This window comes from Micromonospora chersina (assembly GCF_900091475.1).
GTDB classification, from domain to species: Bacteria; Actinomycetota; Actinomycetes; order Mycobacteriales; family Micromonosporaceae; genus Micromonospora; species Micromonospora chersina.
Genome location: NZ_FMIB01000002.1, coordinates 1,136,250 through 1,160,361, shown reverse-complemented (window position 1 = coordinate 1,160,361; position 24,112 = coordinate 1,136,250). Strand labels below are relative to the sequence as shown.

The window sequence follows — 24,112 nt, the reverse complement described above, 5'->3', positions numbered from 1 at the left end:
CCCGCCCCGCCAGGCGGGTTGATCATCTCGGCCGGGTGGGGGACTACAACGATGCAGACCAGCAGGCATACTGCCTGCCTTAAGGAAAACCAAAGGAACCCGGTGAGAAGGCTCGAATGGCGTGAGCGGGCGCTGACATCGACCGGGTCGCGGGGACGCTGACGTACGCATAGCGGCGGCTAGTGGGGGATGTAGGGGTGGCCGTGGAGATGGAACTGGTGGCGAACAGGTTCCGCCTGCTGAACGCGCTCGGCAGGGGAAATATGGGTGAGGTCCACCGGGCGGAGGATCTGCAGGCGGCGGAGGGCTCTCCCGATCGGGTCGCCGCGGTCAAGCTGATCCTCCGAAGCCGGTCCGGCGCGGTCATCGACTCGACTGCCGACAACAAGGCGGTCCAGAGATTCGAGCGTGAGGCCCGCATCATGCGTCGCCTCACCCACCCGAACCTGCCGCGTTCTATCGCGGGAGGTGTCGATCCGTCCGGCCTTCCATACATCGCCATGGAGTTCCTCGACGGCGAGACGCTGCGGGACCTGATCTCCGAGCAGCCGCAACTGCCGATCTCGTGGGTCGCCGCTATCGGTGCCCAGATCGCCGACGCCCTCATCGCGGCACACACTGCCGGTGTCATCCACCGCGACCTCAAGCCATCCAACGTCATGCTGTTGCGCGGTGGACTTGTCAAGGTCCTGGACTTCGGCATGGGTCGGATCATCGACGCCGACGAAGCCGAGAAGCTCACCAGCACCGGCGTCACGGTGGGTACCGCCCGCTACATGGCCCCCGAGCAATTCCGGGCTTCATCGGTCACCCAGGCAGCCGACCTGTACGCCCTCGGCTGCGTCCTGTTCGAGTTGCTGACCGGTGTGCCGCCTTTCCACAGCGGCTCGGCGCATGAGGTGGGACAGAAGCACCTGGAGGAGGCCCCACCGCCGGTGCGGGTGCTGCGCTCGGACGTTCCGCGCAGTCTCGAACGACTCATCGAGCGGCTGCTCGCCAAGGACCCGGCGGAGCGGCCGGAGGATGCGGCGGCCGTCCGCGAGGCACTGCTGCCGTTGGTGCAGGGGGAGGACAAGGTTCCCGGCTGGGACGACTTCAACCCGGTCGGCTACTTCCGCGCTGCGTACACCGTCGGGGCTGCGGCCACTCCGCCGGCCGGTCCGGCTTCGGCGCCGCTCTCCCGTCCGGCTCCCGGCATGGACGTGTTCGAGGTGCACCGGCAGCTCATCAGCGACTACCGGGCCTTCACCGAGGGCGGCACAACCATCCGTAATGACCGGATTGCGGATTTCGTAGAGAGCGACCTCGACGCGAAGTCGCAGTGGCCCGACCCGTGGCTGTCGCTGAACCCCTTCTTCGCCTCCGGCGGCAGCATGCTGGAACTCGTCAACGAGGGTGTGCTGCATCCGGAGTGCGCGCGCATCTTCCAGGCGAACAAGACGGAGGGCGGCGCCTCCTGCGACGGACGACCGCTGACTCTGCACCTTCACCAGCGCGAGGCGATCGAAAAGGCGCAGTCGGGTACCTCGTACGTCCTCACCACCGGCACCGGGTCCGGCAAGTCCCTGTCCTACATCGTTCCGATCGTCGACAAGGTGCTCAAGGCGCGCGAACAGGAGGGCCCGAAGGCCTCGAAGCGTGTCCGCGCGATCATCGTCTACCCCATGAACGCGCTGGCGAACAGCCAGCTCAAGGAGCTCGACAAGTACCTCTGCGACGGATACGGGGCGGGGCGCGAGCCCGTGACGTATGCCCGGTACACCGGGCAGGAGAGCGACGAGCGGCGCAAGGAGATCCGCGACAACCCGCCTGACATCCTGCTCACCAACTACGTGATGCTCGAGCTGATGCTGACCCGGCCGGACGACCGCCGGTCGCTGATCAAAATGGCCCGAGGGCTAGAGTTCCTCGTCTTCGACGAACTGCACACCTACCGTGGTCGCCAGGGCGCCGACGTGGCGCTGCTGATCCGACGGGTCCGTGAAGCCTGTCAGGCGGCTGAGCTTCAGTGCATCGGCACGTCCGCCACCATGTCGACCGAGGGCACCGTCGACGACCAGCGGGTGGCGGTGGCCCGTGTCGCCACCACCCTTTTCGGCAATCCGGTCAGCGGCCAGAACGTGATCGGCGAGACGCTGATCCGGGCGACCGGGGAGGCGCCCGACGCGGTCCCGGTCGAAAGGCTGAAGGCCCCTGGCGCTCCCCGGGCATACGCCGACCTGGTGAACGATCCGCTGGCCCGCTGGATCGAGACCCGCTTCGGCCTCGCCACCGATCCTCTTAGCGGGCACCTGGTGCGGCAGAAGCCGGCCAAGATCGAAGACGCCGCGCTCGAGCTGGCTCGGCAGAGTGGGCTTACCGCTGCAGAATGCGGAGAAGCGATTCGGGCGACCCTCAAGGCGGGGTCCGAAGCCCGACACCCCGTCACCGAGCGTCCGCTGTTCGCCTTCCGCCTGCACCAGTTCCTGTCCAAGGGCGACACGGTGTACGTCACCCTCGAGGACGAGCTCACGCGGCACCTCACCCGCGAGTACCAGCTTGTCCTGCCGGGGTCGGACGGCAAGATCCTCCTGCCGCTGGCCTTCTGTCGGGAGTGCGGCCAGGAGTACCTCACCGTGTGGCGATCTGAGAAGGACGGCAAGGTCGTATACGCACCGCGCCGGGACACCGCCGCCACCGGCGGCCGCGGCGACGACGGCTACCTCCACATCGACACGGATCGACCCTGGCCGGCCAACGAGGAGGAGGCGATCGAGGCCCGCCGGATCCCCGAATCGTGGTTAGAGGTTGACTCCGGCGGCCGGGAGGTGGTCAAGAGCTCCTACCGGCAGCGGTTGCCTCAGGCGATCACGGTCAACCCGCAGGGCTGGGAAGGCCATGGCGACCTGCGGGCGGCGTTCATTCCCTCCCCGTTCCTCTTCTGCCTGCATTGCGGCGTGAGCTACGAGCAGACCCGGGGGAAGGACTTCGCGAAGCTCGCGACGCTCGACCAGGAAGGTCGCTCCTCGGCCACCTCGCTGGTGTCGGCGTCGATCGTCCGGTCGCTGATGCAGGCGCCGCCGGAGGCGCTGAGCAAGAAGGCGCGCAAGCTGCTCACCTTCGTGGACAACCGGCAGGACGCCTCGCTGCAGGCCGGCCACTTCAACGACTTCGTCCAGGTCACGCAGCTTCGCGGCGCGCTCTACCGGGCGGTGGTCGAAGCGGGCGACAGAGGCATCACCCACGAGGACCTCGCCACCCAGGTCACCGCCGCGCTCGGACTGAGCCTCGGCGACTACGCCCGGGAGGCGGACCTCCCGCCGTCGCTGGCCAGCCTGGCGGCGAAGACCCTGCGGGACGTCATCGCGTTCCGGCTGTATCTCGATCTGGAACGCGGCTGGCGCATCACGATGCCCAACCTGGAGCAGACCGGTCTCCTCAAGATCGACTATCAGGATCTGGCCTGGCTCGCGGACAAGCAGGACCGCTGGTCCAACACGCACGAGAAGCTCCGCGAGGCGGAGCCTGACGAGCGGGTCAGGATCATGCGGGTGCTGCTCGACGAGATGCGCCGGGCCCTGGCGATCGACGTGCAGTACTTCCGTGATGACTTTGACTCGCTCCAGCGGGCCAGCGAGGAACGCCTCGTCGACCCCTGGGTGCTCTCCGCCAGTGACAAGCCCAAGGTCGGCGCGGCCTACCCCCAGCCTTCCGGGCGGGGCCTGGACCGGTCCAACCTGTTCCTCTCCGGGCGAGGGAAGGTCGGAAAGTACCTGCGCAGGGTGCACTTCCCAGACCTGTCGTGGAGCGACGCCCAGGAAGTGATCGCCGACCTGCTGGAGGTGCTCAAGCGAGGCGGCCAGGTCACCGAGGTAGTCCAGACGCCGGAACGCGTTGGTCGCTACCGGCGTTCTGCCGGCACGCCAATCACCGGGTACCAGGTCTCTGCGGCCGCGCTCATCTGGCGTGCCGGGACGGGTCAGACCGGCAGCCACGACCCGCTGACGCGGACCTATGCCAGCGGCGACGGTCCTCGGGTCAACACGTTCTTCCGCGAGCTGTACCGGACGGCGGCCGGCACCCTTGCCGGACTGACGGCCCGAGAACACACGGCACAGGTCGACCCCGTCGAGCGGGAGCGGCGAGAGGAGGCCTTCCGCAAGGCGGAGCTGAAGCTGCTCTACTGCTCCCCGACCATGGAACTCGGCGTCGACATCTCCGAGCTCAACGCCGTCATGATGCGCAACGTACCGCCGACGCCGGCCAACTACGCGCAGCGAAGTGGCCGGGCCGGACGGTCGGGGCAACCGGCGCTGGTCACCACCTACTGCGCCACCGGCAACAGCCACGACCAGTACTACTTCCGGCGCTCGGAGCGGATGGTGGCGGGGGCAGTGGCACCTCCACGGCTGGACCTGGCCAACGAGGACCTGGTGCGCTCGCACGTGCACGCCGTCTGGTTGGCCGAGGCGGGCCTGAAGCTGGGCCGGGCGATCCCCGAGATCATCGACATCAGCTACCTGGAGGACAGCCGCCGCCCCGACCCGGCTTTGGAGCTGCAGGACCACGTCGCCGCGGCGCTTCAGGACACCTACGCGCAAAACCGCGCCGCCGCTGCGGCCCGCACGGTGTTCGCCGGTCTGCTGCCCGACTTCGAGAAGTCGACCTGGTGGGACGACAATTGGATCGAAGACACGGTCCGGACCACGCCGGAGCGGTTCAACCGCGCGTTCGACCGCTGGCGGGACCTGTTCCGCGCGGCGCTGGTCGACCAGGCGGAGCAGAACCGCCGCGTCCTCGACCACACTCTCTCCGAGCGCGACCGAAGGATCGCCGTCGGCCGCCGCAAAGAAGCCGAGACGCAGCTCAACCTGCTGAAGAACGAGACGGTCGAGAGCAGGTCGGTGCTGTCGGACTTCAACCCGTACCGCTACCTGGCCAGCGAGGGCTTCCTGCCGGGCTACTCCTTCCCGCGCCTGCCCCTGGCCGCGTACGTGCCGACCACCGGCCGTCGGTCCGGTGACGGAGACTACCTGCAGCGCCCCCGGTTCCTCGCAATCCGGGAGTTCGGCCCGGGCGCGCTCATCTACCACGAGGGCGCCCGCTACCAGGTCACCCGGATCCAGCTGCCACCCGACGCAGCCGGCGAGGTGGTGACCAGCGAGGCCCGGCGATGCACCAGCTGCGGCTACCACCACGACATCCGCGGCGGAGCCGTGCGCTGCGAGATGTGCAATGAACCGCTGGGCGACACCACCTACGGCCTGCTACACCTGCACACCGTCTACACCAAGCGCCGCGAACGGATCTCCTCCGACGAGGAGGAGCGCCGCCGGGCAGGCTTCCGGCTGGTCACGTCGTACCGCTTCCAAGACCACGGAGCCCGGCCAGGCCGGCAGGACGCCATCGTCTCCGACGGCGACGACCGGCTCGCCACCCTCTCCTACGGCGACTCGGCGACCGTCCGCATCACCAACATCGGTCGGGTCCGCTCCAAGCAGGACGAGCCCGACGGCTTCTGGCTTGACCCCGCCGACGGGCGATGGATGAACGAACGCGACGCCGGCGAGGCGTCCGGCGACTCCAGCGAGATGCCGGTGGTCGACGCCGACGGCAACGAGAAGCGCCGCAAGAAGCGGGTCATCCCGTACGTCGAGGACCGCCGGAACATTCTCGTCCTCAAGCTCGACGAACCGCTAGACCACGACGTTGCGCTCACCCTGATGTACGCGCTCGAGCGCGGCATCGAGGCGGCCTTCGAACTGGAGGACTCGGAGCTCACCACCGAGCTGCTTCCGCCAGACGACGGTCCTCGCGACCGGATGCTGTTCACCGAGGCTGCCGAGGGCGGCGCCGGCGTACTCCGGCTCATGCAGTCGGACCCGGAGGCTCTGGCCCGCGCCGCCGCCACGGCCCTCGAGATCTGCCACTTCGACCCGGACGGCACCGACCGGGGCGGGCCGCACAAGGACCGCCCATGCGCCTGGGGCTGCTACGAGTGCCTGTTGACGTATGGCAACCAGCTCAACCACCACTCGATCAACCGGCACCTGGTCCGCGACCTGCTGCTGCAGTTCGCCCACGGGGCGGCGCGAACCACTGGGGAGGGCGAATCCCGGACCGAACAGCTGGCCCGCCTCACCGCGCAGTCGGACACCAAGCTGGAGGGGAAGCTCGTCGCGTGGTTGAAGGAACGCGGACTGCGGCTGCCGGACGACGCGCAGGTGTTCATCACCGAGGCGCTGGCCCGCCCCGACTACGTCTACCGCCTGCCCGGAGCCAACGTCGCCGTGTTCGTCGATGGACCCGTCCACGAGCACGAGTCGGTCGCCGAACGCGACCGCGAAGCGGAGGAGCGCCTGTTCGACATGGGCTGGGACGTCGTGCGGTTCCCACACAACGCCGACTGGTCCGCGATCGCCACCAAGAACAAGCGCTACTTCGGCACCGGCGCCAGCGCCTGACCACCCGACCGCCACTCACGATGACGACAACGCGAGGAACCGCTTCATGACCACCTTCAGCGCCGGAACGCTGGTCTCCGCCCGGGGCCGCGACTGGGTCGTGCTGCCCGAAAGCGCCCCCGACATGCTGGTCCTGCGACCGTTGGGCGGCGCCGACGACGACATCGCCGCCGTCTTCCCGGCCTTCGAGCAGGTGAAGAGCGCCGAGTTCGCCCCGCCCGCGCCCTCCGACCTCGGTGACGCGTACGCGGCGGGCCTCCTTCGGTCGGCGCTGCGGATCGGCTTCCGTTCCGGTGCCGGCCCGTTCCGCTCGCTCGCCGGGATCGCCGTCGAGCCCCGCGCCTACCAGCTCGTGCCACTACTGATGGCACTGCGGCAAAAGACTGTGCGCATGCTGATCTCCGACGACGTCGGTATCGGCAAGACCGTCGAGGCCGGCCTGATCGCCAGCGAGCTGCTGGCCCAGGGGAGCGCGAGCAAACTCGCCGTGCTCTGCTCACCGGCCCTCGCCGAGCAGTGGCAGGCGGAGCTGCGCACCAAGTTCGGTATCGACGCCGAGCTGGTGCTCGCCTCCACTGTGTCGAAGCTGGAGCGCGCGCTGGACCTGGGCCAGTCGCTGTTCGACCGGCACCCGCACGTCATCGTCTCCACCGACTTCATTAAGTCGACCCGGCACCGCGACGACTTCGTCCGCCACTGCCCGGACCTGGTCATCGTCGACGAGGCCCACACCTGCGTCGCCGCCGACGACAACACCTCGGCGCAGAACCAGCTCCGCTTCGAGCTGCTGCAGCGCGTCGCCGCCGACACCGAGCGGCACCTGCTGCTGGTCACGGCGACCCCGCACAGCGGCAAGGAGAGCGCCTTCCGCAACCTCCTCGGCCTGGTCCGGCCGGAACTCGCCACCGTCGACCTCGGCTCAGAGTCCGGCCGGCGGATGCTCGCCCGGCACTTCGTGCACCGCAAGCGCGCCGACGTGCGGCAGTACCTCACCAAGGAAGACGGCCTGGCCGACAACAGCCTCGCCGAGGAGACGGCCTTCCCGTCCGACCGGCATTTCAAGGACGAGACCTACAAGCTTTCCCCGGCCTACCGGGCGCTGCTCGACGACGCCATCGCGTACGCCAGCGAGCGGGTCGCCGCTGCGGACAGCCAGGGCCGTCGGGAGGCCCGGATCGCCTGGTGGTCGGCGATCGCGCTGCTGCGGTCGCTAGTGTCGTCGCCGCGCGCCGCCGCGCAGACCCTGCGCACGCGCTCCGCGACCGCGACCGCTGTCAGCGCCGAGGAGGCCGATCGGCTCGGTGCCCCGCTGACCAGCGACTTCTCCGACACTGACGCGCTGGAGGGGCTGGATGTCGCGCCCGGCGCCGAGGCCGGCGGTGTGGATGTCGACGCCGGTCGGCGGCTGGCCGAACTCGCGGACCGGGCGGCCGAGTTAGAGGGGCCGGCCGAGGACAAGAAGCTTGCCGCGCTGGTTAAGCACCTCAAGGATCTGCTCAAGGAGGGCTACCACCCGATCGTCTTCTGCCGCTACATTCCCACAGCGGAGTACGTCGCCGAGCACCTGGAGGGCGCACTTGGCAAGAAGGTCGTGGTACGCGCCGTCACCGGCACGCTTTCCCCGCAGCAGCGCCTGCAGCGCATTGAGGAACTCGCGGAGGCGGCCGGCGAGGCGTCCGACGCCCGCCGCGTCCTGATCGCCACCGACTGCCTGTCCGAGGGCGTCAACCTCCAGCACCACTTCGACGCCGTCGTCCACTACGACCTCGCCTGGAACCCCACCCGCCACGACCAGCGGGAGGGCCGCGTCGACCGATACGGCCAGAAGCGCGACGAGGTCCGGGTCATCACCCTCTGGGGCAGCGATAACGGCATCGACGGCAAGGTTCTCGACGTCCTCATCCGCAAGCACCGGCAGATCCGCAAGGACCTCGGCGTCTCCGTCTCCGTCCCCGACGCCGCCTCACAGGGCGTGACCGACGCGATCGTGGAGTGGCTGCTGCTGCGCGGCCAGGAGCAGGAACAGGGCAGCCTCTTTGACGTCGAGGAGTACCGCGCCATCGACAAGAGGGCCGCCGCCCTGGCGACCGAGTGGCAGTCCGCCGCCGAGAAGGAGAAGACCTCCCGGTCCCGGTTCGCCCAGCACACCATCCGCCCCGAAGAGGTGGCCCAAGAGGTCGCCGCCATTCGCGACACGCTCGGCCGGGCCGCCGAGATCCGAGACTTCGTACGCCAGGCGTTGCGCGCGCTCGACGGGGTGCTCCGCGACGAGCCGGGCGGAACCAGCGATTTCACCGCCGACCTGAGCGGCACCCCCGCTGGCCTCCGCGACGCGCTCGCCCCGGTGCTCGGTGGCGACGTCGAGCAGGGCCGCAAGGTCCCGTTCCGCACCACGGCCGCCGTCGCGCGCGGCGAGGCCGCGCTGGTCCGCACCGACCCGGCCGTGGTGGCGCTCGCCGGGTACGTCCTCAACGCCGCCCTGGACGACCAGGTCAGCAGCCCGCGCCCGGCCCGCCGCTGCGGGGTCATCCGCACCAGGGCCGTCACCTGCCGTACGACACTTCTGCTGGTCCGCTACCGTTTCCACCTCACCCTGCCGTCCCGGACCGGGACGCGGCAGCTCGTCGCCGAGGACGCCCGGCTGCTCGCCTTCGCCGGCGCACCCGCCAACGCCACCTGGCTACCCACCGACGACGCGCTGCAGCTGCTCGACGCCACCGCCGACGAGAACACCGACCCCGACTTCGGCGAGCGCACCATGAGCCGGATCCTCGACGGGCTGCCCGAGGTCGCCCACCACCTCGAGGCGTACGGCGAGGAACTGGCTGCTGACCTGCTCGCCTCGCACCGCCGGGTGCGCAGCGCCGCCGGCGAGATCGTCCGCGGCCTCACCGTCACCGCGCAGAAGCCCGCCGACATCCTCGGCGCCTACGTCTACCTGCCCGCTTCCACCACCGCCGCCGGAGGCAACGCCTGATGTCCGCCACCGCCCACAACCAGGTTTTCTCGGCCGTCCACACTATCGGCGGGCTGATCCCCGCCGACATGCTGGTCCGGATCGCCGAGGGCAAGGACGTCAGCGGCTCCAAGCCCGCCGACTACCGGGTGATCGTCTCCCGCTCGGTGCGGGACGACGCCGAGCGGCACTGGGACTACCTCAAGTCGGTGTGGAAGGAGCTGCGCGACCGGCTCCCCGTCGCCCCGGAGGCGGAAACCCCTGCCGACCCGACCGGAGTGGCGGCCACGCAGTGGCTGGAGCCCCTCTTCGCGGAACTCGGCTTCGGTCGGCTGACCGCGCTCGGCGCCAGCGGCATCATCTCGGACGACGGTGCCAAGACCTTCGCAATCAGCCACCGCTGGAGCCACGTGCCGATCCACCTGGCCCCGTGGAACGCGGCGTTGGACAAGCGGCCTGCGGGCGCGGGCGGCGTGCCGCCGCAGTCGATGGTGCAGGAGCTGCTGAACCGCTCCGACGCTCACCTGTGGGGTGTCCTCACCAACGGCCGCCAGCTGCGGCTGCTGCGCGACTCCAGCGCGCTCGCCACCGCCGCCTACGTCGAGTTCGACCTGGAGGCGATCTTCGACGGTGAGCTGTTCAGCGAGTTCGTGCTGCTGTATCGCCTGCTGCACGTCTCCCGCTTCGAGGCTGCCGAGGGCGTGGCACCGTCGACATGCTGGCTGGAGAAGTGGCGCACCGAGGCGATCACCGCCGGCACCCGGGCGCTCGACCAGCTCCGAAAGGGCGTCCAGGACGCGATCACCGCACTCGGCACAGGCTTCCTGCGCCACCCCGACAACGCCGCGCTGCGGGAGAACGTCGACCCGCAGGCCCTGCACAACGCCCTGCTGCGCCTGGTCTACCGGCTGCTCTTCCTCTTCGTCGCCGAGGACCGCGACGCGCTGCACCACCCCGACGCCGACCAGCAGACCCGCGAACGGTATGCCGCCTACTTCTCCTCGGCCCGGCTGAGGGCACAGGCGCGACGCCGCCGGGGTACGACGCACAGCGACCTTTACCAGGCACTGCGGATCGTGCTAGACGCGCTCGGCGACGAGAACGGCCGTCCGGAGCTCGGCCTGCGCGGCCTCGGCGGCCTGTTCGACTACGACTCGGTCGCGGACAACCCGCTGAAGGACCAGTCGCTGTCGAACGACTACCTGTTGACGGCCGTCCGGCGCCTGTCGCTGGTGCGCGACGCGGGCTCGCGCCGTTGGCGATCGGTCGACTACCGCAACCTGGACGCCGAGGAGCTGGGTTCGATTTACGAGTCCCTGCTGGAGTTGGTGCCGAAGCACAGCGCGGTCGACCGCACCTTCGAGCTGGTCGAACTCGCCGGCAACACCCGTAAGACCACGGGCTCCTATTACACCCCGTCCTCGCTGATCGACTGCCTGCTCGACTCGACCCTCGATCCGGTGATCGACGATGCGGTTAAGCGCGGCGAGCACGCCGCCACCGCGGTCGGGCAGCCCGACCCGAGCGACGCGATCGTCTCCGAACTGCTGTCGCTCACCGTCTGCGACCCGGCTTGCGGCTCCGGCCACTTCCTCGTCGCGGCGGCCCGCCGCATCGCCAAGCGTGTCGCGGCGGTCCGCGAACGCAACCCCGAGCCGACCATCGACGCCGTCCGCCACTCCCTGCGCGAGGTCGTTGCGCGCTGCATCTACGGTGTCGACCTCAACCCGATGGCGGTCGAACTGGCCAAGGTGTCCCTGTGGATGGAGGCACTGGAGCCGGGCAAGCCGCTGAGCTTCCTGGACGCGCACGTCAAGCACGGCAACGCCCTGATTGGCGCCACGCCCGTGCTACTCAAGCAGGGCGTCCCGGACGAGGCGTTCAAACCGATCGAGGGCGACGACCGGAAGCACGCTAAGGCCCTGGAGAAACAAAATCTCCAGGAACGGGCGGGGCAGGCGAGCCTCTTCGACGTGGACGAAGGCGTGAAGGTCGCCAACCGGGTCTTCGCCGACGGGCTACGCCGCATCCTGAACGCGCCGTCGGACGACCTTCGCGCGGTGCGCAGCCAGGAGGCCGCCTATCGGGACTGGGAGGAATCCGCGGACTACGTGCGCGCCCGCCACGTCGCCGACGCTTGGTGCGCGGCATTCATGTGGCGGAAGACGAAGGACGCACCGCCAGCCGTCACCCAAGCAGTCCTCCGTGCGCTGGAGGACCCGGACGCGTCGGCCGCGTCGCGGGAGACCCACGACGAGATCGTCCGACTACGCGACCAATACCGCTTCTTCCACTGGCATCTGGAGTTCCCCGACGTCTTCGACGTCCACGGGAGCGGTACTAACGTCGACCCCGCCACTGGCTGGTCTGGCGGGTTTGCCTGTGTACTGGGGAACCCGCCGTGGGAGCGTATCAAGCTCCAAGAACAAGAGTTCTTCGCGCAGCGAGACGAGGCCATCGCGACGGCGAAGAACGCGGCAGCGCGCAAGAGGCTCATCGCTGAACTGAAGGACGACGAGGATCGCCGCTCGTTGTATGAGGAGTTCGCGGCGGCCAAGCGGAGGTCAGAAGGTGAGAGCCACTTCCTGCGCAATGGCGGTCGTTACCCGCTCACCGGTCGAGGCGACATCAACACCTACGCAGTGTTCTCCGAAACTGACCGGGCCCTTATTGGTCCATGTGGACGCATGGGCGTGATCGTACCAACGGGCATCGGCACAGACGCCACCACACAGATGTTTTTCCGCGACTGTGTAACGAGGAAATCCTTGGTGTCGTTGTATGACTTCGAGAATGAAGATAAAGTCTTCTCGGAAGTGCATAACCAATTCCGTTTCTGCCTTTTGACGCTTTCTGGCCCCGCGTATCAGGCGGCGCTTATCTCTCTTGTCTTCAAGGTGCGCCAGGTAGATCAGATCCCGAGCAAGAGATTCGCCTTGTCCTCAGAAGAGATCACACTGCTCAATCCCAACACTGGCACCTGCCCCGTATTTCGTTCCCGCCGAGACGCCGAGATCACGCTCGGCATCTACCGCCGAGTTCCGGTCCTCGTCAAGGAGGGTGATCCGAGGGGGAATCTCTGGGGCATCTCGTTCATGAAGATGTTCGATATGGCCAACGACTCTCACCTCTTCCGTAGCCGCGAGGAACTGGAATCCGCTGGCTGGGTCCTAACGGGGAACATCTTCACTAGAGATGCAGCGACCATGTTGCCGCTTTGCGAAGCAAAGCTCCTGCATCATTACGACCACAGGTTCTCTACCTATGATGGAGCTACCCAAGAGCAGTTAAACAAGGGGACGCTTCCTAGACTGACTCCCGATCAGCACGACGACCCGGATGTTGTGACAATGCCTCGGTACTGGGTCTCGGGACGGGAGGTGGAAGAAAAATTGTCGGCGAAAGGGTGGAGGGCTGGCTGGCTTCTTGGATGGCGTGAGATCTGCCGCGCTGCAGATGAACGCACAGTCATCGCTAGCGTCTTTCCTAGTTCGGCAGTCGGCAACAAATTCCCGCTATCGTTTCCGGCTGTCAAAAATGAAGCTGTGGCCTGTTTGTATGCATGTCAGACGTCGTTTGTTTTTGATTACGTGAGCCGCCAAAAGATTGGCGGTGCAAGTATGAGTATGTTCATCTGGCAGCAATTGCCTACCCTTTCCCCGGATGTCCTAACGTCTCATAGTTCATGGCTCGTCGTGCGGGTTTTGGAGCTTACCTACGCCGCGCGTGATATGGCTCCCTTCGCCCATGATCTAGGTGATGACGGAGCGCCGTTCCGATGGGATGAGGATCGGCGTGCGATCATCCGGGCCGAGTTGGACGCGTTGTTCTTTCACCTCTACGGGATCGATCGCGATGACGTTGACTACATCATGGAGACGTTTTCGATTGTGAAGCGGAAGGATGAGGCGAGGTACGGCAGATACCGCACCAAGGAACTGATCATCGCCGAGTACGACCGGATGGCTGCAGCGGGCGTGAGCCTAATCAACCCGCTCGCGGACGGTGAGAACTACACGTCGACGGTGAACCCACCTCCGGGGCATGGCCCTCGACACGCGGCGATCACGAACGCAACTACGGCGGGATAGTCTCTTCGCGGCCCGCCCCAGGGGGGTGACTTCCTGGGGCGGGTTTCGCCGTTGTGAATCTTGGTTCCTGGTTTTAGGACAAGACACCGATGCCCATTCGGCCGACCAGTTCGCCAAGCTCGATCATGGAGTCGAGGGCGCCCGTCACATGGCTCGTGTCGTGCGCGAGGAGTCGAGCCGACGGAAGCTGACTTCCTGGTGGGTAGATTCCGGCCCGAATCTTGGCGCGGAGATCTTCCCTGATCTGGCGCCAAGGCGGCTGGGCATACAGCATGTGATCAGGGAAGCAGCAAGCCCCGAGGTCATGTAAAGGAGACGCTGATACCCGGACTTGTGCAGACGCTGGCCACGCGTCCCGCGTCTACCAGCACCGGTCCGACATGACTGACGACGAGTGGGAGCGCCTGGGTCGAGGTGCGGCTGCGACGGCAGGCCCTCCTCCGGCGACGGCTGCCTCCTCCGCCCCGGCTCGACATCATGGATTCCTTTGTGGACGACGGATAGCTGTCTGTCAGAAAGCCGACAAAGCGAGCATACGGTCTGGCGGCGTTTTGGGCCTTTCGTAGGTTGCTCGGTCCGTTGTTGATCTGGTTGTCTTGCCAGCTCGGGGCACGAAAGTAGACGGGGGACCGGTGTGGTTGCGGCACGCGAGACGACGCTGCAGGAGTTGCTGGAGGGTGCGAAGCAGTATCAGGTGCCGCTCTACCAGCGCACGTATTCGTGGACCACGCTGCAGTTGCAGCGGCTCTGGGACGACATTCTGAAACTGGCCGACGACCGGACCCATGATCCGAGCGCCACGCACTTCATCGGCTCGCTCGTGCTCGCCCCCAGCCCCACCATCGGGCCTGTCGGCGTTGCCGAGTATCTGGTGGTGGACGGCCAGCAGCGGCTCACCACCCTGACCATCCTGCTCTGCGCTATCCGCGACTACCGAGCGCAGCACGAGGGCCTGATGCACCGGGACCGGCTCAACCAGCAGTACCTGGTCAACCCGTGGAAGCCGGAGCCGCAGCGGTTGAAGCTTATCCCCACCCAGGCTGACCGGGACGCCTACCTGGCCTGCTTAGACTCGACACCGCAGGCCGGCGGCGCCGACCCGGTGGGCGCGGCGTACCGCTTCTTCGTCGCGCAGCTGGCCGCCGCCGACGACCCGGATGACCCGCTCGACATCGAACGCATCGAGAGTGCAGTCATTTCCGGCCTGGCACTGGTGTCGGTCACCGCCCAGCCCAGCGACAACGTGTACCGGATCTTCGAGTCCCTCAACAACACTGGCCTCAAGCTCACCCAGGCCGACCTGCTGCGCAACTACCTCTTCATGCGGCTGCCCACCCGCGGCGAGACCGTATATCAGGCCCTGTGGCTACCGCTACAGAGGCAGTTGTCGTCGGACGAGCTGGTACTGCTCTTCTGGCTCGACCTCGTCCACCGGGACCAGCGGGTCAAGCAGACCGACGTCTACGCGGCCCAGCAGGCCCGCCTGAACCGGCTGCGCTCCGAGGAGGAGATAGAGGCAGAGGTACAGCGGTTCAGCCGCCTCGGCGCCCTACTCCGGGTCATCCTCCACCCAGGCGAGGAGCAGGACATGGGCGTACGGCGGCGACTGGAGCGATTGAGCGCCTGGGGTACGACGACCGTTTACCCTCTGCTGCTGCATCTGCTCGACCGTCGCCAGCACGGAACTGCGACGTCGGAGCAGGTCACCTCGGCGATGCTGTACGTGGAGAGCTTCTTCGTCCGACGCCTGCTGACTGGTCGTCCCACCAACAACCTCAACCGAATCCTGCTCGCCGTCGTCACTGAAATGGACAAGGACCTCCCGGTGGACGAGGCGGTCCGGGCCTACCTTTCGACCGGGCGCAAGTACTACTCCACCGACGCAAGCGTGCGGGCCGCAGTCCGGTCCATCCCGTACTACCTCAACGGTCGCGCGCACCAGCGCAAGCTAATCCTTCAGTGGCTAGAGGAGTCGTACGGCAGCAAGGAGCCGGTGGCGCCGGACTCGCTGACAATCGAGCACGTGCTGCCGCAGACCCCCACCGCCGAGTGGCGGCAGATGCTCGCCGCCGACCTTGGGCCGGACGAGAACTTTGGCGAGGCGCACGAGGCCCTGGTCCACACGCTCGGGAACTTGACCCTTACCGGCTACAACTCGGAGCTGAGCAACAAGTCCTTTGCCGCGAAGCGCGTCGAGATGGCGAAGAGCGGGATCAGGCTGAGCCAGCAGATCACCGCGCAGGACCGGTGGGGGCGCCTCGAGATCCGGGCACGCGCCGATGCCCTCGCCGAGCGCATCATCTCGATCTGGCCGGGACCGATGGAGCAGGCGGCTGAGCAGTCGGACGTGCCGTGGGAGGTCATGACCAAGGCCCTCGCCGAGCTGCCTGCCGGCTCCTGGACCACGTACGGCGACCTGGCCGCGCTGATCGGAAGCCATGCGGTGCCAGTCGGTGCCCGCCTCGCGACCCATCCAACTCCGAACGGCCACCGCGTGTTGCAGGTCGAGGGCGCCGTCTCGCCCAACTTCCGGTGGTCCGACCCGAGCCGCACCGACGACCCGCGGGACGTCCTGCGCGCCGAGGGCGTGGAGTTTGACCAGTACGGCCGCGCCGACCAGGCCCAGCGCATCGGCACCGAAGAGCTGGCGCAACTCGCCGGTCTCACGCCGGAAGACCTGCCTGAGCGGTTGCCTCGGCCGCGTTCCGGCGACGACGCTACCTATAGGGAGCGGTTCATCGAGCAGGTGACCGCTCTGCAGAACTCGGCCGTCGCCACCGCCACGCTCGTCGTGCTGGAAGCCTGGACCTCGATGGGTGGCACCCTGCTCTATGGCTCCGGCAGCGAGACCTCCTGCTTCCTCATAGCACGCGGCAGGGATCACGAGCTCGGGAACATCTGGCCGGCGACGATCTATCCGAGCGGCAAGTTCGAAGTCGTGTTCCAGCACCTCAGCGTGCGCCCGCCGTTCGACGACATCACAATTCGGGAGGAGCTGCGCCAGCGGCTCAACCAGCTGCCGGGCGTGGACATCGCCGCCGCCAAGATCGCCCTACGCCCCGGTTTCCCCCTGGCGGTCCTCGCGGATGCCGACGCCCGAGAGGCGCTGCTCGACCACCTCCATTGGTTCTACCAGGAGGCGCAGATGGTTCCTTCGGACGCCGCGACGACGGCCTAGCCTCGTTGCACGGTGCGTGGCGAATCGCCGGCGAAGTCGGCAGAGTTCTGGGTAGCGGGGAGGGGCAGATGCAGCCGGGGCCGGTGTGGGTGGCGCTGTGGCAGTTGCTGGCGGCGACGCCAGGTCAGAACAAGCGGCAACTGCTCGCCGGGCTGCAGCGCATGGGTCTGCATGGGCTGACCACGACGGACGTAAACCGGACGTTGTACGCCAACACAGCGACCTTCGCTCGTGACGGCGCCACACCGCCGCGTTGGCGACTGACTGGAGCGGCATCCTGGAACGGCGGAGCAGTTCCTGCCGCGGTGCCGGCAGCGCTGCCCAGGTGTTACGTCGGCAAGGAGCCGCGGGCCTGGCAGATTGAGGCGTTGGCCGCATGGCGAGCTCACGACCGACGAGGCGTGGTGGAGGCAGTCACCGGGACGGGCAAGACAACCGTGGGTGTGCTGGCAGCTGCGGCCGCGGTGGATGCCGGCGAGAGGGTGCTGGTGCTCGTGCCCGGTCGTGAGCTGCTCGACCAGTGGTATGACGTGTTGCGACGGGATCTTCACGGTGTTCTTGTCGGTCGACACGGGGACGGCCACGAGGACGGGCTCGACGACCATTCCATCGTGATCGCCATCGTGAACTCCGCAGCCAAATACCAGATGCTGCCGCTCGGCATGTCGGGCCTGCTGGTTGCCGACGAGGTGCACCGCTATGGGGCACCATACTTCGCGCGTGCTCTGGAGCCGGACTTCGATGGCCGGCTCGGGCTGACGGCGACGTACGACCGACCTGACAATGGCTTCATCGAGCACCTGGAACCCTACTTCGGCGGCGTGGTGGCAGACTGCAGCTACGATCGCGGGCTGGCCGACGAGATCTTGGCGCCCTTCCGTGTCGCCTTCGTGGGAGTCGACTTCACTCCAGACGAACAGAAAGCCCATGACGAGTACGACGATCGCGTGAGACGTCTTCGACGCCGTCTGATCGTCGACCACGGCTGCCCGGCGGAACCCTTCGGTGAGTTCATGGCCTCGGTCAACCACCTCCGCGTCGGCGGAGAAGGGGACTCGCGTGCGGCCTGGGATGCCCGCAAGTACCTAGACGCCTTCACCAAAAGGCGTGAGGTCCTAGCCGAGTGCTGGAACAAGCAGGTGGCGCTTGCCTACTTGGCGCCGGTATTGGCCACCGCGGACCGGGGACTGGTGTTCGGCGAAACCAGGCGGAGTGCGGAACACGCGGCGGCGGTGCTGCGGGCGAGCGGTCTGCAGGCGATGGAGATCACCAGCGGCATGAACACGCTGGAACGCAAGCAACGGTTGGCGGCGTTCAAGGACGGGCATGCGAAGGTGTTGGCGGCCCCTCGACTCTTGGATGAGGGGATCGACGTCCCGCAGGCGGATGTCGGTGTCATCATCGCGGGAAGCCGAAGCAAGCGCCAGATGATCCAGCGCATGGGGCGCGTCATCCGCCCGAAGGCCGACGGGCGCCCAGCGACATTCATCATCTTGTACGTCAAACGCACGGCGGAAGATCCCGACACCGGCGCACACGAAGGATTTCTCGAGCAGATCATCGATGTTGCTCAGGAGATTGAACGGTTCGACCACTTAACGTCTGGAGCGGCCCTGCTCGCCTGGCACCTCTCGGGCAGGCGGCCGAACTGACGCAACAGCCCTCTGGTGCTGACCGTCGTCCGGCCCGTTCTCCGTCACAAGCATCAGCAAGGCTCGAAGGCGCATTGCCGGACAGCCCCGGCACGCAGGCGACCGGTAGGGTCGCAGCCACCGTCCTCGACTGATCAAGCAGGAGGCCGCGCCGTGCCGCAGCTCGCCTTCGCCAACAGCTTTTGGCAGAGCTACGACGTCTTGGAGAAGCCGGTGAGGGCCGGCGTCCGGAAGGCGATGGAGAAGTTCCAGCAGCTGAGCATTGCCGAGCTGCACGCCGACAAAGGCCTGCACCTGGAGTCGGTGAACAATGCCCGGGACCCGCGGATGCGGACTATCCGGATCACTGACTTCTGGCGCGGGGTGGTGCTGGCCCCCGACGACGGCAGCGACACTTTCCTGCTGCTCAACGTCGTGCCGCATGACAACGCGTACACCTGGGCGGCGAAGCGGCTGTACACGGTGAACACGGCGACGCGGGCGCTGGAGGTTCGCAACGTCGTCGCCATCGAACAGCTCACGCCGGCGCTGGAGAAGGCGGCGGCGCAAGCGCCGACGCTGCTATTCGCCAAGCACTCGGACACAGTGCTCCGGCACCTCGGCATCGACGAGCAGGTCCTGCGGGCCGTCCGGACGATCATCGACAAGCCACAGCTCGAGGCGTTCGGCATGCTGCTGCCGGAGGACCAGTTCGAGGTTCTCGAGTACCTCGCCGAGGGCTTCTCTCCCGACGAGGTCTACCGGGACGTCGTGGCCGAGCGCCGACCGGCGGATGCCACGCCGGAGCCGAGTGAGAACCTGGCGGTGGCGATCGCCAACACCAAGAGCCGCATCACTCTGGTGACCCGGCCCGATGAGCTCGCCGAGATCCTGGACAAGCCGTTCGCGGCCTGGCGGGTATTCCTTCATCCATCGCAGCGGCGCGTCGCGTACCGGGTCTCGTACAAGGGGCCGGCGCAGGTGACGGGTGGACCGGGAACGGGCAAGACGGTGGTCGCCCTGCACCGGGTCAAGCACCTGCTGTCCCGCTCCGCCGATAACCGGGTGCTACTCACCACGTACACCAACGCCCTTGCCGCGACCCTGCGGGAGAACCTGGCGCTGCTCCTCCACGACGACCAGCAGTTGGCGCGGGTGGAGGTAACCACCGTTAACGCCTTCGCCAACCGCACCGTGCGCGCCCTCGCCGGTCGCGTGCCGACCCCGATCGGGGACGCAGACGAGCGGCAGGTCTGGCGGCGGGTGTGCCGGCGGCTGAAGCTGCCCTGGACGGAGCAGTTCCTCGCTCAGGAGTTCCGGCACGTCGTCCTAGCCCAGGACGTGCGGAGCCGGGAGGAGTACAGCGCGGCCAGCCGGCGAGGAAGAGGGGCGGCGCTGGGCGCCCGGCAACGCGATCAGGTGTGGGACGCCGTCGAGATGTTCTCGGCCGAGCTGTCGGCGGCCGGCACCATGACGCACCTGCAGGTATGTGCGAAGGCCGCCCAGCTTCTCCAGGACACCGATCTGACAGTTCACGGGTATGACCACGTGGTGGTCGACGAGGCGCAGGACCTGCACCCCGCGCAGTGGCGGGTGCTGCGCGCCGCGGTGGCGCCCGGCCCCGACGACTTGTTCATCACCGGCGACCCGCACCAGCGCATTTACGACTCTCGGGTGTCGCTGGGCGCCCTCGGTATCTCCGTCGCCGGCCGCAGCAGCCGGCTGCGCATCAACTACCGCAGCACCGAGGAGATCCTTTCCTGGTCCACGGGCGTGCTCGTCGGGTCGCGGGTCGAGGACCTGGGTGGTGAGGGTGAGGACAGCCTCACTGGTTACCGGTCGCTGTTGCACGGCAAGCGGCCGCACGCGCAGGGGTATCCGACATCCCAGGCCGAGGTCACCTCGCTCGTCAAGCGAGTGGGGGAGTGGCTGGAACAGGGCGTCCAGCCGAGCGAAATCGCCGTCTGCGCACGGTTCAACACTCTGCTGACCAGCGTGTACGACGAGCTCACCGGGGCGGGAATTCCGGCAGTGCGGGTCAGGGACCAGCCCGGCGCCGACGTCGACGGGGTGCGGCTCGCCACCATGCACGCGATGAAGGGTCTGGAGTTCCGGTGCGTGGCGGTCGTAGGGGCAACGGCCAAGGCGGTTCCCTTCGCCAAGGAGGTCACGCCGAGCGAGGTTGATCAGCTGCAGCACGACAGCGACATGCTCAGGGAGCGGTGTCTGCTCTTCGTCGCGAGTACCCGCGCCCGGGAAGCCCTGCACGTGTCGTGGAGCGGGATGCCCAGTCCGTTCCTGTCGTTCGCTTCTCGCAGCGAGCCCAGCTAATCCCGAAGGAGAAGCATGACGCACCCGCTGACACTCGCCGAGATCCTGGCAGTGCTCGATGATCCTCGCTCGGTCCCCGACCTTCAGCGCTACTTCCTGGGGATTGATGATGCGGCGTTTACCGGTGGGTACTTCGAACGACTTGGTGGTGGCGGTGATCGTCCGGCGGTGGCGAACAACATCCTCGCCGAGGATCTGATCGCGGCGGAATTGCTGAGCGTGCAGGTGCCTCCGCGGCGGGCGCTCGACTTGCTACAGGGGCAGCTCGGCAAGGATCTTGGAGCGCAGCTGGCGAGAATCCCGGTCGATGTCGAGTTGGGCGCCGACGACGCGCTATCGCTGATCCTGGAAGGCGGCCACGCCGACAGCGCGTGGCGACTGCTGCGCAACGAGGTCGGGATCGGGTGGGTAATCGCCGGCAAGCTGCTCGCCCGCAAACGCCCCAAGCTAGTGCCGGTGTACGACGAGGTTGTGTCCTGCGCCTTCGGCACCGGAACCGGCTTTTGGAAGTGGCTGCACTGCAAGCTCCGTGAGGAGGGCGGCATCTTGACGCAGCGCCTCCGGGTCGTGCACGAGGAGGCTGACTTGCCAGCGGCGGTCGGCCGACTTCGCGTTTTGGACGTCGTGTTCTGGATGCGGCACCGAGACGTTCACCGCGGCAGTGCATGCCCCGGACTGCAGCTGCCGTGACATCTGAGGATCAGAGTGGGGAGGGACGAAATGCGTGAGATCACGGTTCGAGTCGACGGTGTGAGCGAGGAGCGTTACGCGGACATCGTGAACGCGATCTGGATGCAGATGAATGCGATCGGCTTCGACTTCACCGTCACGCCAGATGATCAGGCGGTGCCAGCCCAGATCGACAAGCGGTGGGACGAATACAGCCAGGTGTCGTGGTCGAATGGTGGTCGACGCGGCACCCCGCAGGCGATCGCGGCCGGCGCGGACCAGACCGGCATCCATCGTGCCGATTCGCGTGAATGACGCGTCAAGTGAAGAGCGCAAGGCGCTTCGCCGAACGCGCCTGCGTCAACTGCGGGGAAGCCGTTCACGGCCGGGCGAACTCACCCTATCGCGGCCCCGACATCGCGTGGTTCGTCCACTGTCACTCGTGCGCGGCCTTGGTAGCCGACCAGATGGAACCGCTCGACCTCTTGCCAGCCGATAGCGGTGCAGACATCTACCGCTGCCGAAACTGCGGCACCCACCGGGTGTGCCACAAGGGTTGGCGGACCCGTTGCCACGTCTGCCTAGACGATCGCTCCTCCGGCCTGGCCGTTGCGGCCGGAGAGCGACTGCTATCCCGGCTTCCGTACCAGCCCGCCCTCGCAGATCAGGTTCGCCGGTTCGCCGGCGTGACTGCCACCGACGCCATCCCCGTTCGCGCCGCCGCCGAATTCCAGGCCGCGATCGCTCTCGGCGAGGAGCTCGACCGGCATCGCCGTGACGGCTGGAGCGATCTGACCGGCGACGTCCGCGGACTCCCGTGGTACGGCGAACGCCGAGGAACGCGGTCCCACGGCACCTGGGGCGTCCACGCTCGCTGCGCGTTGTGGCAGCCGCTTCGCAGCCGATCCTGCAAGGCGTGTCCGCCCGAGCCCGGTGACCGGTCATTCGCCGCGTTGCAAGACACGACCTACCTGCTCTATCTGGTGCGTCATCGTGGGTTGCTGAAGTTCGGGGTCGGCGGCCCGCGGCGGGTGCGGGAGCACCTCCTGGCGGGTGCTGAGCTGGTCGAGGTCGTCGAGGGTCGCCACGCCGACGTCATCGCCGCCGAGGCAATCCTGAAGCGGCAGAAGCGGGAGGCGGCGGTGCCGTTGCGAACATGGCATACGTGGCGCATGCCGACCTCGTTCGGGGCGGGCACCGAGGTGGTCCGGGTTGGTGTCCAGATCCGGCTCGCCGACGTCCTGCCCGACGGCCGGAACGTCACCGATCGCTTCGCCAGGTAGAAACACTCTGCCGGCGGGCACTCAGGGCAGCCACCGCGAGACGGCATGTCGAAGCGAGGGCCACCAACCAACTACACCGCCCTACCTGGGCCGACGGTCCTTGGCCGGGGTGAGTTACGAGCGACTCGCTGCTGCCGCTAGGCACCGGAGCGGTATACATTCGGCGGATCTACTCCAGGCTTTGTGCTCGTAGAGTCTGCTCATGCCGACGTGGACCTGCCGTGACGAGGTTCTTCAGGCAGCGACGGAGCTTGCAGCCCGAAGCTCTGACAGCACTTTCACACCTGACCATATCGTCCGGCTCCTTGTCGACAGAGGCACTGCCTACGCGGAGAGCACCATCCGTACCCACGTCACCTCCCGCATGTGCGCGAATGCTCCGGCGCATCACGCAACCCGCTTCGCCGACCTAGTCCGGGACGAGCGAGGACGGTATCGGCTTGCGGGCACAGGAGCGAAGACCCGAGGGCACTGATACCGCTGGCTGCCTAGCCGCCACCCGGTGACCGCGTCGCCGGGGTTCTGGCCCGACCTCGCTCGTCGCTTGGCACCCAGCACTCGTACCGCGCCAAGGCCGCACTCAATTCGTCGGATCTTTTGCCGACTGTATTCGGCCACATCGGCGGCGGCGAGCGTCACGCCCCTCCAGTGCGGAACTGGCGCAGCTGCCAGCCGAGTTGCTGGCGTGGCAGGATCGACCCGATCCTCGGCCACCCGGGCATTCCCTGGTTCCCTTTCGCAACATGCGTGACACGACCTGGTGCAAGTATGAAGGTCAGCCCATGCTGATGCGGCCGGCCCGGGCTGAGGGCGAGGGTCGGCATTGGCAGGACGATCGAAGACCGCATGCCCTCGCATCGCTGCTACCTGAATGTCAGCAATGCAGGCAAGCTCGCCACGCCGGCGTCGGGCGTACTTCAGAGACTGCCAGTCTGCTAGGCCAAGGTTCTCCTGCTCAGCCCTCCCTGACTGCCACGCCCGACTAAGTGCTCCCCAGGTTCGCCATCACATGTGTCAGTCTCCCTTCGACTGCCGTGCGGGCGTCTGATGATCAGGACGATGCTGCGGGGGAGGCATCAGATCACTGGCCCCTGTAAGATCAGTTCTGGCGGCATACTGCAGGCGGTGAATCAACCAAGAGTAGTAATCCTGTTCAAAGTCTTGCTGGTTGCTTATCACGCTGTCTGTGTACCCTAAGATATCGCTAGTGGCATCCAAGACATCCGGATGGCCGACTAATAGGACAGTTGTAAAGGCTTGCCACAGTTCCGAACGAGCCGCGCGCTTGTCAGCCAGGGTTCTATCTCCGGCAAGAATCTGCCTCACATGGCCGGCTGCTAGGTAGAACGCCGAGTACGCCTCGATGCGCTCCTTGTGGAGACGAAATCGATCTTCACGGTCGTGCTGCTCCCGCTGTACCCGTTCAGCCTGTTTGGCCTGCATGCGCGATCCGAGCCACGTCCCTGCGGTGCCAATACCGCCGCCGAGTGCGGTCAACAGCAACGACTCCCATACCGCCATCGCACCTCC

At 67.1% G+C, this 24,112-nt stretch carries 11 protein-coding genes; 10 read left to right on the top strand and 1 reads right to left on the bottom strand.

Annotated elements, in window-relative coordinates:
* Positions 1-197: 197 nt before the first annotated feature.
* From GA0070603_RS05260 to GA0070603_RS32580, 10 genes are all read left to right on the top strand, one after another.
* Positions 198-6,443 carry a protein kinase domain-containing protein gene (locus GA0070603_RS05260; protein ID WP_208862813.1) on the top strand — a complete coding sequence of 2,082 codons (6,246 nt, stop codon included), beginning with the start codon at positions 198-200 and terminating at the stop codon, positions 6,441-6,443.
* A 46-nt stretch (positions 6,444-6,489) separates the two neighbouring features.
* Positions 6,490-9,420 (top strand): DEAD/DEAH box helicase, encoded by a 2,931-nt coding sequence (locus GA0070603_RS05255; protein WP_091307926.1) that lies wholly within the window; start codon positions 6,490-6,492, stop codon positions 9,418-9,420.
* Positions 9,420-13,490 (top strand): Eco57I restriction-modification methylase domain-containing protein, encoded by a 4,071-nt coding sequence (locus GA0070603_RS05250; protein WP_091307923.1) that lies wholly within the window; start codon positions 9,420-9,422, stop codon positions 13,488-13,490. Before GA0070603_RS05255 ends, GA0070603_RS05250 begins: the two co-directional genes overlap by 1 nt.
* A gap of 634 nt (positions 13,491-14,124) precedes the next feature.
* Positions 14,125-16,668 (top strand): GmrSD restriction endonuclease domain-containing protein, encoded by a 2,544-nt coding sequence (locus GA0070603_RS05240; protein ID WP_091307916.1) that lies wholly within the window; start codon positions 14,125-14,127, stop codon positions 16,666-16,668.
* Positions 16,669-16,736: 68 nt separating this feature from the next.
* The gene (locus GA0070603_RS05235; RefSeq protein ID WP_091307913.1) at positions 16,737-18,320 is read left to right on the top strand and encodes a DEAD/DEAH box helicase family protein; all 1,584 of its coding nucleotides are present in this window, start codon (positions 16,737-16,739) and stop codon (positions 18,318-18,320) included.
* A 153-nt stretch (positions 18,321-18,473) separates the two neighbouring features.
* Entirely contained in the window at positions 18,474-20,630 is a 2,157-nt protein-coding gene (locus GA0070603_RS05230) for a UvrD-helicase domain-containing protein (RefSeq protein WP_091307911.1), read from the top strand.
* Between the two features lie 15 nt (positions 20,631-20,645).
* Positions 20,646-21,320 carry a DUF6308 family protein gene (locus GA0070603_RS05225; RefSeq protein WP_091307908.1) on the top strand — a complete coding sequence of 225 codons (675 nt, stop codon included), beginning with the start codon at positions 20,646-20,648 and terminating at the stop codon, positions 21,318-21,320.
* Between the two features lie 30 nt (positions 21,321-21,350).
* Positions 21,351-21,614: a hypothetical protein gene (locus tag GA0070603_RS05220; protein ID WP_139131820.1), complete on the top strand. Its 264-nt coding sequence runs from the start codon at positions 21,351-21,353 to the stop codon at positions 21,612-21,614.
* On the top strand, positions 21,611-22,582 hold the full coding sequence (locus tag GA0070603_RS31125; protein WP_167544497.1) for a hypothetical protein: 972 nt from the start codon (positions 21,611-21,613) through the stop codon (positions 22,580-22,582). Before GA0070603_RS05220 ends, GA0070603_RS31125 begins: the two co-directional genes overlap by 4 nt.
* Positions 22,583-22,784: 202 nt before the next feature.
* Complete coding sequence (locus tag GA0070603_RS32580) at positions 22,785-23,057, top strand: DUF7669 domain-containing protein (protein ID WP_425270411.1); 273 nt, start codon at positions 22,785-22,787, stop codon at positions 23,055-23,057.
* Positions 23,058-23,596: 539 nt separating this feature from the next.
* Here GA0070603_RS32580 and GA0070603_RS31120 read toward each other — a convergent pair.
* On the bottom strand, positions 23,597-24,103 hold the full coding sequence (locus GA0070603_RS31120) for a hypothetical protein (protein ID WP_139131817.1): 507 nt from the start codon (positions 24,101-24,103) through the stop codon (positions 23,597-23,599).
* Positions 24,104-24,112 lie beyond the last annotated feature (9 nt).

Bases quoted from the DNA above. Each gene is read 5' to 3' on its own strand.
- GA0070603_RS31125 (WP_167544497.1), top strand. From the start codon at position 21,611: ATGACGCGTCAAGTGAAGAGCGCAAGGCGCTTCGCCGAACGCGCCTGC.
- GA0070603_RS05225 (WP_091307908.1), top strand. From the start codon at position 20,646: ATGACGCACCCGCTGACACTCGCCGAGATCCTGGCAGTGCTCGATGAT.
- GA0070603_RS05220 (WP_139131820.1), top strand. From the start codon at position 21,351: ATGCGTGAGATCACGGTTCGAGTCGACGGTGTGAGCGAGGAGCGTTAC.
- GA0070603_RS31120 (WP_139131817.1), bottom strand. From the start codon at position 24,103: ATGGCGGTATGGGAGTCGTTGCTGTTGACCGCACTCGGCGGCGGTATT.
- GA0070603_RS05250 (WP_091307923.1), top strand. From the start codon at position 9,420: ATGTCCGCCACCGCCCACAACCAGGTTTTCTCGGCCGTCCACACTATC.
- GA0070603_RS05255 (WP_091307926.1), top strand. From the start codon at position 6,490: ATGACCACCTTCAGCGCCGGAACGCTGGTCTCCGCCCGGGGCCGCGAC.
- GA0070603_RS32580 (WP_425270411.1), top strand. From the start codon at position 22,785: ATGCCGACGTGGACCTGCCGTGACGAGGTTCTTCAGGCAGCGACGGAG.
- GA0070603_RS05235 (WP_091307913.1), top strand. From the start codon at position 16,737: ATGCAGCCGGGGCCGGTGTGGGTGGCGCTGTGGCAGTTGCTGGCGGCG.